Source organism: Halarchaeum sp. P4 (assembly GCF_051195175.1).
GTDB lineage: Archaea > Halobacteriota > Halobacteria > Halobacteriales > Halobacteriaceae > Halarchaeum.
This window is the reverse complement of the sequence record NZ_JBNTKC010000001.1, coordinates 1,280,812-1,292,659: the sequence shown is the minus strand read 5'-3', so window position 1 is coordinate 1,292,659 and position 11,848 is coordinate 1,280,812. Positions and strand designations below refer to the sequence as shown.

General features: G+C 67.1%; 10 protein-coding genes and 2 tRNA genes. 7 read left to right on the top strand and 5 right to left on the bottom strand.

The annotated features are described in order from the left end of the window. Position 1: 1 nt before the first annotated feature. Complete coding sequence (locus ACQUS8_RS06930) at positions 2–292, bottom strand: hypothetical protein (RefSeq protein WP_435098854.1); 291 nt, start codon at positions 290–292, stop codon at positions 2–4. 145 nt (positions 293–437) lie between these two features. Here ACQUS8_RS06930 and ACQUS8_RS06925 point away from each other — a divergent pair, with 145 nt between their 5' ends. Continuing rightward, positions 438–698, top strand: coding sequence for an ArsR family transcriptional regulator (locus tag ACQUS8_RS06925; RefSeq protein ID WP_435098851.1), 261 nt, complete (start codon positions 438–440; stop codon positions 696–698). A 202-nt stretch (positions 699–900) separates the two neighbouring features. Here the strand turns inward: ACQUS8_RS06925 and ACQUS8_RS06920 are convergent, their stop codons facing one another. Beyond that, positions 901–2,781 (bottom strand): PINc/VapC family ATPase, encoded by a 1,881-nt coding sequence (locus ACQUS8_RS06920; RefSeq protein WP_435098848.1) that lies wholly within the window; start codon positions 2,779–2,781, stop codon positions 901–903. A gap of 186 nt (positions 2,782–2,967) precedes the next feature. Between ACQUS8_RS06920 and ACQUS8_RS06915 the strand changes: the two genes are divergently transcribed. The 4 genes from ACQUS8_RS06915 to ACQUS8_RS06900 all read left to right on the top strand — a co-directional run bounded on the left by ACQUS8_RS06915 (position 2,968) and on the right by ACQUS8_RS06900 (position 7,157). Then, positions 2,968–4,161: an anion permease gene (locus ACQUS8_RS06915; protein ID WP_435098845.1), complete on the top strand. Its 1,194-nt coding sequence runs from the start codon at positions 2,968–2,970 to the stop codon at positions 4,159–4,161. A 72-nt stretch (positions 4,162–4,233) separates the two neighbouring features. Then, positions 4,234–5,325 (top strand): M20 family metallopeptidase, encoded by a 1,092-nt coding sequence (locus ACQUS8_RS06910; RefSeq protein WP_435098842.1) that lies wholly within the window; start codon positions 4,234–4,236, stop codon positions 5,323–5,325. A gap of 60 nt (positions 5,326–5,385) precedes the next feature. Beyond that, positions 5,386–6,897 carry a carboxypeptidase M32 gene (locus ACQUS8_RS06905; RefSeq protein ID WP_435098839.1) on the top strand — a complete coding sequence of 504 codons (1,512 nt, stop codon included), beginning with the start codon at positions 5,386–5,388 and terminating at the stop codon, positions 6,895–6,897. Positions 6,898–6,986: 89 nt separating this feature from the next. Beyond that, the gene (locus tag ACQUS8_RS06900; RefSeq protein WP_435098836.1) at positions 6,987–7,157 is read left to right on the top strand and encodes an HVO_0416 family zinc finger protein; all 171 of its coding nucleotides are present in this window, start codon (positions 6,987–6,989) and stop codon (positions 7,155–7,157) included. Between the two features lie 1,043 nt (positions 7,158–8,200). On the opposite strand, the gene ACQUS8_RS06895 is transcribed toward ACQUS8_RS06900, so the two are convergent. Together ACQUS8_RS06895 and ACQUS8_RS06890 are read right to left on the bottom strand one after the other, a co-directional pair. Further along, positions 8,201–10,123: an ABC transporter ATP-binding protein gene (locus ACQUS8_RS06895; RefSeq protein ID WP_435098833.1), complete on the bottom strand. Its 1,923-nt coding sequence runs from the start codon at positions 10,121–10,123 to the stop codon at positions 8,201–8,203. 62 nt (positions 10,124–10,185) lie between these two features. Continuing rightward, positions 10,186–10,668, bottom strand: coding sequence for a DUF192 domain-containing protein (locus ACQUS8_RS06890; protein ID WP_435098830.1), 483 nt, complete (start codon positions 10,666–10,668; stop codon positions 10,186–10,188). A gap of 82 nt (positions 10,669–10,750) precedes the next feature. Between ACQUS8_RS06890 and ACQUS8_RS06885 the strand changes: the two genes are divergently transcribed. Further along, positions 10,751–10,823, top strand: a tRNA-Val gene (locus ACQUS8_RS06885). Positions 10,824–10,933: 110 nt separating this feature from the next. Here the strand turns inward: ACQUS8_RS06885 and ACQUS8_RS06880 are convergent. Then, a complete protein-coding gene (locus ACQUS8_RS06880; protein WP_435098827.1) occupies positions 10,934–11,503 on the bottom strand; it encodes a hypothetical protein in 570 nt (189 codons plus the stop codon). A gap of 110 nt (positions 11,504–11,613) precedes the next feature. On the opposite strand from ACQUS8_RS06880, the gene ACQUS8_RS06875 reads away from it, so the two are divergent. Continuing rightward, a tRNA-Phe gene (locus ACQUS8_RS06875) sits at positions 11,614–11,687 on the top strand. Positions 11,688–11,848 lie beyond the last annotated feature (161 nt).

Here is an 11,848-nt window from a genome sequence, read left to right as displayed (position 1 = left end):
ATTACGCGGCGGTGAGGAGGATCGCCCAGGTGACGAACCAGAGCGAGAAGGTCATGAAGGCGGTGTAGAGGTGGTCCTTCGTCGAGAACTCATCGACGTCGACCCCGAAGAGGCGGACGACCCCGAGGTTGAGGGTGAGCGCCGCGAGCAGCGGGAGGACCCCGAGCTGGTCGGTCGCCCCGGACGCGATGAAGTTCGAGCCGAGGCCGGCCGCGACGCCGGTCAGACACGCCACCGTCGTGACGGTGACGCCGCGCCGGTGGGCGGCCTGTCGGTCGGCTGTCTCGGTCATACCCAGTACTCCTCGGGCGAGGTGCAAAAGGAGTTCGCTTGGCTATCCGCGCGCCGTCTTCGGCGCTTCGCCGGTATGACAGCTGCGTCCCGGGTGTGGGCTATCCCCGCACATTTATAGTGACGTAGTGTCTCGGGTGGAAGCGATGGGTAGCGACACGCTAGAAGACCTCCCTCCGAGCGCGAAACTCGTCTACAAGGTATTGGAATACGACGGCCCGAAGACGCAGAAGGGAATCGTCGAGGAGTCGATGCTCTCCGCGCGCACCGTGCGGTACGCACTCGACCGCCTGAAGGACCGCAACGTCGTCCGCGAGGACATCTACTTCGCCGACGCGCGACAGAGCCTCTACAAACTCACCTGTGCGGACTGCGAAGCGGAAACGCAGAACGAAGCGACGCCCTAGACGAATCCCTCTTCGGTTCTCACGCGCCCGACAGCGACGCCTACTCGCGCGTAGGGCTGTTCGCTACCCACTCTCGCGGTCGTCGCGCACTGACGGTCTCGAAGAACACGGACAGTGCTGTCGCGCGTAACGCGGCCTTCTCGCGTTTCCCGTCGGTCAGCGCTCGCTTCCTCGTGGTTCTTCGCTGATGTTCAGAACCGCGTTACTCGCTCACGACGGTGATGAGCAGTTCGCGGTCGATGGCGCGCTCCAGTTCCTCGGCGATGGCCGAGCCTCGGGAAATCTGGATGTCGCCGCCGCGGCTCACCGTCGCCGTGCAGAGGTATTCGCCGTCGGCCCGGACCTCGACGGTCTCGCCGGGGCTGGCCTTCTCGACGGGGATGATGATGTGCTGGGAGGTGATTTCGGGCGTCACGACCTCGCCTTCGTCGCCGCCGGGGCCAGCGCCCGCGGCGCCCGGGCCGCCACTCTCATCCTGCTGTGGGGCGCTCGCGTGCTCGGGGCGGTCCTCGAACGTCCGGACGTCGATGGTAATGCCGAGGCGGTTCTCGATGTCCTGGATGCGCCCACCGCCCTTCCCGATGACGTGGCTGATGTCGTCCTCGGTGACGTAGACGACGGCCTGGTTGCCGCTGCGGAGTTCGACCTCGACTGGCCCGCGGGTGGCCGACCGGACCTCGCGTTCGATCTCGTTCTTCGCGAGTTTGTCGACGCCGGTCTCGCTCGGCCCGCCCTCGCCCTCGAGGGGTACCGTGACGACCTGCCGGTTGAACGTGTAAATCTCGTAGGCGGGCGTCTTCGTCTCGAAGTCCCGAACCTGAATGACGGGTCGCGCGAGGTCCTCCTCCATGAGGCCCTCGGGGACCTTGACCTCGGTCGTGACGTCGTAGACGGTGTCGACGTCCCCGTCCTCGATGTAGACGACGGTGTCGACGATCTGCGGAATCATGCCGAGTTCGACGCGTCCGACGAGGCGCTGGAGGGCGTCGATGGGGCGTGTGGCGTGGACGACGCCGACCATGCCGACGCCGGCGAGGCGCATGTCGCTGAACACCTCGAAGTCGTCGGTCTTCCGGACCTCGTCGTAGATGGTGTAGTCCGGCCGGACCATCAGGAGGGAGTCGGCGGTGGTCTCCATCGACCCGCCGAGTTCCGTGTACTGGGTGATCTCCTTGCCGACCTGGAGGTCGCGGGGCTTCTCCATTGTCTTCACGACGTAGCCGTTCTCGTCGAGGAACTCGGCGACGGCCTGCGCGAACGTGGACTTCCCGGCGCCCGGCGCGCCGGCGATGAGGACGCCGCGGTCGCGCTCGAGGAGGCGCTCCTTGAGGTCCTCCTCGTGCTCGTAGTCCGCCATCGTCGTCTTCGCGATGGGGCGGACGGCGGTAATCTCCATGCCGTCGGCGAACGGCGGCGTCGCGATGGCGATCCGCATGTCGCGCACCTGCGCGATGGTCATGCCTTCCTCGGAGAGCTCGATGAACGCGTCGTCGCTGCGCTTGGCGGTGTCGCGAATCTCGCTCGCGTACTCCTTGAGAGTCTCCGTGTCGAGTTCGGTCTCGCCGATTTCCTGATAGGTGATGTTCCCGATGTCGCCGCGTTTCGCCATCGGGACGACGCCGTCCTTCAGGTGCACGGACATCGTCTGCTCGTCGAAGTAGTCCTCGATGGCGAGCGCCTCGACTTCGCGCGCTTCGGGTTCGAGGTATTCGACGTCGATGCCTTTCGCCTTCGCGACCTCGGCCTGGACGATGTCGCTCGTGACGAACGTCGCGTCGTACTCGGTGGCGATGTCGCGGATTTTCGCGTCGATGGCGCCGGCGGCGGCGCGCTGAATCTCCGATTCGGTGGCGCGCGCGCCGACATACTGGATGTCGATGTCGCCTTCATCGGCCAAGTCGGCCAACCGCTGCAGCTCCGAGAGCCCGTCCCAGCCGATTTCGCGGCCCTTGTTCGCTTGGGCCTCGATCTCGCCGACGACGGCTTCGGGCACGTAGACGGTGGCCCCGGCGTACTCGCCGCTCTCCACGCGTCGGGAGATGCGGCCGTCGATGACCACACTCGTGTCCGGGACTATCTTCATGCGATTACCTACTCGCCGATGTCGGATAAGGGTGTTCAAGATTCGGGTGCTACGGACGTGAACGCGACCTTCTTTCAGTAGATACGTAGTGGAACAATATATGCCCTCCTCGCACTCGTCCAGTACGCCCGCAGAGACGTCGCATCGCCCCGCCGACCGCCACCCCGCACCGCACCGGCACGACGCATGAGCGGCCTCGTCTTCATCGCCGCGGCGGTCCTCGCCGCCGCGTTCATGGCCTACACCATCGGCGTGAACAGCAACTCCGCGCCCATCTTGCCCGCCGTCGGCGCGGACGCACTCTCCGTCGAACGCGCCGCCGTCATCGTCGGCGCGACCGCCGCACTCGGCGCGCTCGCACAGGGACAGGCGGTCTCCGCGACTATCGGCCACGGCTTCGTCGACGGGGCTACCGTCACCCCGCTCGCGACCACTGCCGCCCTCCTCACCACCGCATCGTTCATCACGCTCGGCAACCGCTCGGGCTACCCGATTCCCTCCTCGTTTACCGTCACCGGCGCGACCATCGGTGCCGGCATCGCGCTCGGCGGATCGCTCGCCACCGACACCCTCCTCCACGTCGTCGCCTTCTGGCTCTCCGTCCCCCTCGTCGAAGTCGTCGTCGCGTTCGGCGTCGCCTACGTCCTCCTGCGCACCGACATCCCCGACACCGTCACCGTCCCCGCCCTCGGCACGCTCGTCGGTGCCGTCATCGCCACCGTTCGCTTCGACTTCCTCCCCGAGGACGGCACGCTCGCCGCGACGCTCGCCCGCGCGCTCTCGCTCCCCCGACATGCCGCACCCCTCCCCATTCCGACCGACACGACTGCCGTCGCGCTCTCCTTCGGTGTTGTCCTCGCCGTCACGACGTGGTACGCCGTCGACCGCCACGGCCCGCGCGGCGTCCACTGGTTCCTCATCGCGCTCGGCGGCCTCGTCACCTTCTCCAGCGGCGGCAGCCAGATCGGTCTCGCCATCGGTCCGCTCCAGCCGGTCATCGAGGGCTCCATCGGCCTCTCGACGCTCGCCCTCCTGGGCTTCGGTGCCGCCTGCCTCGTCGTCGGCGCCCTCGTCGGTGCCCCCGACCTCATCCGCGCCGTCGCCGACGACTACTCCGACCTCGGCCCCTACCGCTCCATCGCTGCGCTCGTCCCCGCCTTCCTCGTCGCACAGGCCGCCATCGCGCTCGGCTTCCCCATCTCCTTCAACAAGGTGATGATCTGTGGCATCGTCGGCGCCGGCCTCGTCGACGGCCTCGATGGCGTCTCCGAGGGGAAGACCGGCTACACCGTCGCCGCGTGGGGCGTCTCCATGGTCGCCGCCGCGCTCGTCACCTTCGCGCTCTACCACGCCGCCGCCACCGTCACCGGCGTCAGCTAACCCGCCTCGCCTCCGCCCGCCTCGCGCCCGACGGCCGCCCGGCCTTTTCTACCCGGCGCGTCTGTCCTCGATATGGACGAACTCGAATCGCTGACGCGCGACCTCGTGGCGATTCCGTCCCACGACGACGAGACCGCCGTCGGCGACCGCGTCGAGGCGTGGCTCCGCGAGCACACTGACGCCCGCGTCGTCCGCGACGACGCCCCCGGCGGCGGCAACGTGTTTGCCTATCGCGGACGGGACGCCGATACCGCATCGCTCGCACTCGTCGGCCACCACGACGTCGTCGCGCCCGCCGACAACCAACTCACAGACGACGGCGCCTATGCGGTCCGCGAGGAGAACGGCCGCCTCCACGGCCGCGGGACGGCGGACATGACGGGCGCGCTCGCCGCGATGCTCCTCGCCTTCCGTGATGCAGACCCCGCGGGCGACCTCGTCTTCGCGTCCTTCACCGGCGAGGAACAGGGCGGCGTCGGCGCGCGCCACGCCATCGACGCCGGGTTCGCGCCCGACTACGCCGTCGTCGGCGAGGGCTCGACGGGTTACTCCGACTCGGGCGTCACCGACGTCGCCGTCGCGCACAAGGGTCGGCGCGGGAGTCGACTCGACGTCACTGGCGCGGCCGCGCACGCGAGCGAGCCCGAGCAGGGCGAGAACGCCGTCTATCGGGCGTGCGACGCCGTCGACGCCGTCCGGGAGATGCCGGTCCCCGAGACGGAGGTGCTCGGCCACGGCCTCACCGGGAGCCTCGTCGTCACCGGGATCGACGGCGGGGACGCGTGGAACGTCGTCCCGGCGGACTGCGAGGTCACCATCGACGAGCGTACGGTCCCGGGCGAGCGCGCGCCCCTCGCGCGCGTCGAGGATCACCCCGGCGTCGAATGGGTGGTCGAGCAGGACCTCCCGCCGATGGCGTGCGACGACGAATCCTACGCCACCACCGTCGAGCGCTGCCTCGCGAGCATGCAGGACGAGGCCCCCGAACAGGTCGTGAAGCCGCACGCGACGGACGCAGGATGGCTCGTCGACGCCGGTACCACCTGCGTCGTCGCCGGGCCCGCTGAACCCGGCGAAGCACACACCGACGAGGAGAGCGTCTCCCTTGCCGTTCTCGAGCGCTGCTACGAGGCCTACCGCGACGTCGCGGAGGCGTGGCCCTGAGCGAGCGACAGTCGTGCCGCGACGGGTGGCTTCTTGTGCGCGCGTCGACCTCTATCGCGTATGGCAGACCATCGCGACGACGCCCCCGAGGCCTATCGTGAACTGCTCGACCAGTACGAACGCCTCACCGCGCTCGGCGGCGCGCAGGGCGTCCTCTCCTGGGACCAGCAGGTGATGATGCCCGAGGGCGGGAATCCCGCGCGCTCGAAACAGCTCTCCACGCTCTCCGGGCTCAACCACGACCTCATGACGGCCGACGTCGTGGCCGACTCGCTCGACGAGCTGGAGGACGCCGACCTCACCGACGAACAGGCCGCTGTCGTGCGCGAAATCGAGCGCCAGTACGTCCGCGCCGAGCGCGTCCCGCGCGACCTCGTCGAGGAGATCTCCCAGACGTCCAGCGAGGCCCTGCAGGCGTGGGAGGAGGCCCGCGAGAACGACGACTTCGAGACGTTCGCCCCCTACCTCGAGAAGCTCGTCGAACTGAAGCGCGAGTACGCCGAACACATCGACGACGAACGCGACCCCTACGCGGTGCTCTTCGAGGACTACGAGCCCTACATCGACCTCGAGACCGCCGAGCGCGTGCTCGGGCGCCTGCGCGGGGAACTCGTCCCGCTCATCGAGGAGATTCAGGCGTCCGACGCGGACCTCGCGACGCCGTTCGAGGGCGAGACCTTCGACCCCGACGCGCAGGAGGCGTTCTCCCGCGACGTCCTCGACGCGGTGGGGTACGACTGGGACCGCGGCCGCCTCGACACCTCGACACACCCCTTCACGTCCGGCAACCAGTTCGACACCCGTATCACGACGCGCTTCAGCGAGGAGGAGCCGCTCGACTCGATGATGAGCACCGTCCACGAGTTCGGGCACGCCCTCTACAACCTCGGTCTCCCGCGCGAGGAGTACGGGACGCCGCTCGGCGAGGACCGCGACCTCACCGTCCACGAGTCGCAGTCGCGCCTCTGGGAGAACCACGTCGGACGCTCGCAGGCGTTCTGGGAGCGCTTCGCGCCGACGCTCCGCGAGCAGTTCCCGTCGCTCGCGGACGCCACCGCCAGGGACGTCTACGAGGCCGCGAACCAGGTCTACCCTGACAACCTCATTCGCGTCGAGGCGGACGAACTCACCTACCACATGCATATCGTCCTCCGCTTCGAAATCGAGCGCGGCCTCATCAGCGGCGACCTCGACGTTTCGGAGGTCCCCGAGGTGTGGGACGACAAGATGGAGGAGTACCTCGGTGTCCGGCCCGAGACGGACACGGAGGGCTGTCTCCAGGACATCCACTGGAGCCACGGCAACTTCGGCTACTTCCCGACGTACTCGCTCGGGAGCGTCCTCGCCGCACAACTCTACGCGCACGCGGAGCGGGACATCGACGACCTCGACGCGAAGGTCGCCGAGGGTGACTTCGACGCGCTCCACGAGTGGCTGAGTGAGCGCGTCCACCGGCACGGCTGCCGGTACACGACGCCGGAACTCGTCGAGGAGGCGACGGGCGAGGCCTACACGGCCGACTACTTCCTCGACTACGCGAAATCGAAGTTCGGGGAGCTCTACGACCTCTGAGGCTGGCGCTCGTCGGCCGCTGTACTCCCTCCCATCCGGTGGGAGTCCCCACAAAGACTATTACTGTGGTGCGATATGGCATACCACGTATGTCGAGTGCATCACGGGATACCGACTCCGTCCTGGACGCGTTCCTCGAAAGCAACGGTCACGACGTCGAGGCGTGGGACCGGAGCTATAACAAGAAACAGTGTCCCGACTGCGGGGGCCTCCACGACACGGACGCCCTCGAATGCACTGTCTGTGGCTGGTCACCCTGAAGGTCCGCTCTTCCTCCGCCACCTCCCCCGTTCGTCGCTTGCCGCGCGCGCCGAGCCGCGCGGCCGCGTTCCGTCGTCCTCACGTCGCCGATAGCCCTTCCCTCGCCCAGTTCCCTCCCCCATATCTCTCCCTCAGTAGCTTAATTTCATACTATAGATCGCTAAATTTATTACATAGTGGGTTGTATGAAAGAGTGCGTGATGCCAGGAAGCACCCGTCGCCCCGTGTTCGCCCTCCGAACCCGTGGCACGCGGACGCCCCTCGTTCCGACGCCCACGGACCGCCGCGTCCGTGAGCGGGCCGCATCCTGGCACGTACAGCTCTCGAACAAGTCCCTCTGCACTACCACCACTCACTACACACAATGGTCTGGGGAGTCGTTCGCGTCGGTCCTTAAGCCGACGACTGTCGCGCCGCACCGCTCGCTGACCGAGTCCCTCCGCGATTACACTACAACACAATGGTCTGGGGAGTCGTCCGCGTCGGACCGTAGTCCGACGACTGTCGTGCCGCACCGTTCACAGAACACGCCCTTCCGCATCCACAACACACACTCACAATGGTCTGGGGAGTCGTTCGCGTCGGTCCTTAAGCCGACGACTGTCGCGCCGCACCGCTCGCTGACTGAGTCCCTCCGCGATTACACTACAACACAATGGTCTGGGGAGTCGTTCGCGTCGGACCATAGGTCCACGCACCGTCCGCGTACCGCCCGCTAACCGACAGACACTATCCGGCGCTGCGTCCCCCTCGACGCACCCGCCGACCCGTGGCCGACGTCCCTCCGTCGACCACGCCCGGACGCTCGTCCCCTCGGGCGTCCACGGACACGATTCGGGTGCCACCCCCTCAGGCGCCCGACGGACACGACACGGGCACACCCCCTACGTGCCCACGATGTACGGCACGCGAGCGCGCCCCTACGCACCTCGCGACGCCGACTCCCGTGACGCGCCACCCCCTCAGGCGCGTCGCTCGTTTCTCCATGGCCGGCGTGCCCCCTCGCGCGCCGGCCCGGACACTCGCCCGCCGAGCGACGGCGTCAGTCGTCGTTCGCGTCCGCGTCCTCCACCGTCGCGGCGCGCCGCGTCGCGCGCTCGACGAACTCGTCCGGTAGCTCGTCTATTTCGCCCGCCTGCACGCCCCAGAGGTTCGCGTAGAGGCCGTCCTCGGCGAGCAACTCCTCGTGCGTGCCGCGCTCGACGATGTGCCCGCCGTCAAGGACGAGGATAGTGTCCGCATCCTTGATGGTCGAGAGGCGGTGGGCGATGGAGAACGTCGTCCGGTCCTCGGTGAGTTCGTCCAGCGAGCGCTGGATGAGCATCTCCGTCTCCGTGTCGACGTCCGAGGTGGCTTCGTCCAGCACCATGATGTCCGGGTCCTTCAGGACGGCGCGCGCGATGTCGATGCGCTGGCGCTGGCCGCCCGAGAGTTTCACGCCGCGCTCGCCGACCATCGTGTCGTAGCCGTCCGGGAGGTTCTGGATGAACTCGTGGGCCTCGGCGGCCTTCGCGGCCTCGACGACGGCCTCGTGGTCGGCGTCGAACGTCCCGTATCGGATGTTCTCCTCGACCGTCCCGTAGAAGAGGAAGGTGTCCTGACTCACGTAGCCGATGGCCTGCCGGAGGCTCGGGAGCGTCACCTCGCTGATGTCCTGTCCGTCGATGCGGATTGCTCCCTCGTCCGGGTCGTACATCCGAAGGAGGAGTTTGAGGACGGTGGACTTTCCGGCGCCCGTCGGGCCGACGAGCGCGAGCGTGTCGCCGCCCTCGACCTCGAAGGTGATGTCCTCGACGATGGCCTCTTCGTCGTAGCCGAACGTCACGTCGTCGTAGACCACATCGCCGTCCGCCACGGTGAGCGCGGTGGCGTTCGGGTCCTGCTCGATGCGCGAGGGCTGGTCCATCAACCCGAAGACCCGCTCGCTCGCCGCGCGGGCGCGCTGGTACATGTTGATGATTTGCCCGAACTGGGCCATCGGCCAGATGAACTGCTGGCTCAACTGGATGAAGACGACGAAGCCGCCGATGGTGAGTGCGCCACCGACGCCGAACGGCGCACCGACCGCCACCCAGTACGCGCCGACGAGGAACGTCGACACGAAACCGAGTCCGGCGATGACGCGCAGCACCGGGAAGAACTTGATGCGGACCGTAATCGCCCCCCAGTTCGCGTCGAAGTAGCCCTGCGAGACGTCCTCGACGCGCTCGTCCTCGAACTCCTCGGTGTTCGACGTCTTGATGACCTGAATCCCGCCGAGGTTGTTCTCCAGGCGGGAGTTCAGCCGCCCGACCGACGAGCGGACGTCCGCGTACTTCGGCTGGATGGTCTTGACGAACCAGTAGGTGAAGCCCGCGATAATCGGCACCGGAAGCATCGTCAGGAGGGCGAGCCGCCAGTTGTAGGTGAAGAGGACGAACGCGACGCCGAGGACCATTACGGTCAGGCGAAACGCCGAGTTCAGCCCGTCGTTCAGGAACCGCTCCAGCCTGTTGACGTCGTTCGAGAGGACCGACATCATCTCGCCCGTCTGCTTCTCCGCGAAGAACTCCATGTTCAGCCGCTGCATCTTCTCATAGGTGTCCGTCCGCACCGCGTGCTGGACGTGCTGGCTGAAGGAGTTCCACCCCCAGTTGCGCAGCCAGTGGAAGCCCGCGCCGAGGACGAACGACCCTGCGACGAGGCCGGCGGCGACGAGCACCTGCTCGGCCGTCGTCCAGCCCGCCCGCCACGACGCCGGGAGGAACCCGAGGAACGTCCCGTTGTCCCGGAGAATGGTGTCGATGGCGTACCCGAGCATCACCGGTGGGACGAGGTCGAGGAGTCGCGCGAAGACTGACGCGACGACGCCGACGGTGAACTGCGGCAGGCAGTCGCGCCCGTACTCCGTGAAGAGCCGATACATCGCGTTCGCGGACTCCTCGCGGACGTCCTCGAACGGGTCCTCGTCGTTCTCCAAACTCATTCCCCGAGAGGGACGAACCTATCACGCAAAAGGGTTGTTACGCCACCCGATGCTTTCCGCTTTCACGCCCCGTAGGTGACTCGGACCCGGTCGCCCGCCTCGACGCCGTGGCGCGTCGTCCACCCGTAGGGCACTTCGAGCACCCACTTCGCGCGCGCCGTGTACTGCTCGTAGGGCCGCTCCTCCGTCTCCGCGTGAAAGACGCGGGTTATCCGACCGTCAGCGCCGACGAACACCATGTCGATGGGGTAGTTCATCTCGCGCATCACGAACGTCCGCTCGCTCTCCGCGCCGTAGACGAACAACATCCCGGTCCCGTTCGCGAGCGACTGCGTCCCCGAGAGTCCGCGGTAGCGTTCGGCCTCCGAGTCCGCGACCGAGGCGTTCACGACGCCGAGCGTGGTGCCGTTCGCGTCCGCAACCGTGACCGTCGCGCGTTCGTGTCCGTTCACGTCCGTGAACGCCCACGCGACGACGCCGAGGAGGAGGAGGAGGACGGCCACGACCGCGAACGCCGTCGTGAGCCGTCGCGTCCGCGCGTCCATACCTCCTCGAAGCCACGGACGCCGCGTAAGCCTTCCGTCGAAAGGAAACCGTTTTGCCGCGCGTCCGCTACTCTCTACGTGCGGGTCCGTGGTCTAGTGGTTATGACGTCTCCCTTACAAGGAGAAGGTCGGTGGTTCAAATCCGCCCGGACCCACTTCTGCCGAACGGGACGAGGCGACATAGTCGCGGATTCTGAACCGGGGAGTGACGCGGGCGGAACGACCGTGGTTCAAATCCGCCCGGACCCACTTCTGCCGAGCGGAGTCATTTTCCGAAGCGTTGGCGCAGCTTCTCGACGAGGACGCGCGACTGCCGGTCGTGCGGGTCCCACGTGACGTAGGCGACGTCGCGTCCGGGGTCGAACTCGACGCTGAGCAGGTCCTCGTCGGCGGGGGAGACGCACTGGATGCGCTGGTGGCCGGTGACGACGTCGACGTCGAGGTCCTCGGCCTCCGTGGAGAGGTACTCCTCGACGTGGTCGTAGACGGTGTCGCTGTCGCTGTCGAAGGGAACACGGACGGTCGGCTCGTCGTAGTAACCCGTGTAGTAGCGATAGCCGTAGAGGCAGGCGACGAGCATCGCCACGAGGACGACGCCGTTGAGGAGGAGGAGGCGCGGCGTCGGGAGGGTCTGCGTGATCACTCGGTCGCCGTACATGACGACGCCGCTGTCGGAGACGTGGAAGGGCTGGACGAGGAGTTGTGCGGGGATGTTCGCGAGCACGCCCGCGCAGAGCCCGATGAACATGAACCTGAACTCTCGCTGTCGACGCTCTCGGCGCTCGTTGCGCTCGAACGCGGCGTCGAGGTCGGCGAACTCGAGACGTGGTTCCATGTCGGTATCCACGTCCCTCGCGGACTTAATTTCCCTAGTACACCGAGAGATTATTTCTCTCGGTCGTTTCGTAACCCTTTTTTCCGCGCTCCACTTCGGATAGCGTGCACGCCGCCTTAGCTCAGACTGGGAGAGCACTCGACTGAAGATCGAGCTGTCCCCGGTTCAAATCCGGGAGGCGGCATTTTCCTGCGACTGAACGGAGTAGTGGAGACGCTCCGAGCTGATTCTGAACACCACCGAGCGAAGCGAGCGTGGCCGAGGGCATCGCCGCGGACGTCGGGGTCCTCACCGAAACGGACGCGAGGTCTGTGAGCCATTCGCTCGGTGCCGACGCTGCACCGC

Coding starts and splice junctions, on each gene's coding strand:
- ACQUS8_RS06925 (WP_435098851.1), top strand. CDS start 438: ATGGGTAGCGACACGCTAGAAGACCTCCCTCCGAGCGCGAAACTCGTC.
- ACQUS8_RS06880 (WP_435098827.1), bottom strand. CDS start 11,503: ATGGAACCACGTCTCGAGTTCGCCGACCTCGACGCCGCGTTCGAGCGC.
- ACQUS8_RS06900 (WP_435098836.1), top strand. CDS start 6,987: ATGTCGAGTGCATCACGGGATACCGACTCCGTCCTGGACGCGTTCCTC.
- ACQUS8_RS06905 (WP_435098839.1), top strand. CDS start 5,386: ATGGCAGACCATCGCGACGACGCCCCCGAGGCCTATCGTGAACTGCTC.
- ACQUS8_RS06920 (WP_435098848.1), bottom strand. CDS start 2,781: ATGAAGATAGTCCCGGACACGAGTGTGGTCATCGACGGCCGCATCTCC.
- ACQUS8_RS06910 (WP_435098842.1), top strand. CDS start 4,234: ATGGACGAACTCGAATCGCTGACGCGCGACCTCGTGGCGATTCCGTCC.
- ACQUS8_RS06930 (WP_435098854.1), bottom strand. CDS start 292: ATGACCGAGACAGCCGACCGACAGGCCGCCCACCGGCGCGGCGTCACC.
- ACQUS8_RS06915 (WP_435098845.1), top strand. CDS start 2,968: ATGAGCGGCCTCGTCTTCATCGCCGCGGCGGTCCTCGCCGCCGCGTTC.
- ACQUS8_RS06890 (WP_435098830.1), bottom strand. CDS start 10,668: ATGGACGCGCGGACGCGACGGCTCACGACGGCGTTCGCGGTCGTGGCC.
- ACQUS8_RS06895 (WP_435098833.1), bottom strand. CDS start 10,123: ATGAGTTTGGAGAACGACGAGGACCCGTTCGAGGACGTCCGCGAGGAG.